The organism is Vibrio marinisediminis (genome assembly GCF_014050145.1).
Classification (GTDB): Bacteria; Pseudomonadota; Gammaproteobacteria; order Enterobacterales; family Vibrionaceae; genus Vibrio; species Vibrio marinisediminis.
In genome coordinates, this window is sequence record NZ_JACFYF010000368.1 from 1 (window position 1) to 233 (window position 233).

The 233-nt window shown below is 36.9% G+C and carries 1 protein-coding gene; it reads right to left on the reverse strand.

Going from position 1 to position 233, the window contains the following annotated elements; genetic code table 11:
* On the reverse strand, positions 1 to 233 hold a 233-nt coding region (locus H2O73_RS24385; protein ID WP_182110847.1), incomplete at both ends, for an acyl-CoA dehydrogenase family protein.

The following is a 233-nucleotide window of genomic DNA, read 5'->3' on the forward strand; positions in this document are numbered from 1 at the left end:
CTCTTAAAGACCATTTATTGTGTGTTTCGGGAGTTGTAAACCCTTCCATTCCACGTTCAACAATAAGACCATGAATTCTTCCAGATTCATCTTTAGCCCAAACAATAGCAATATCAGCAAAGGGAGCATTAGAAATCCACATTTTGGCTCCATTCAAAAGATAATAATCACCTTTGTCTTTAAAATTAGTAACCATACCAGAAGGGTTAGAACCATAATCGGGCTCAGTCAAT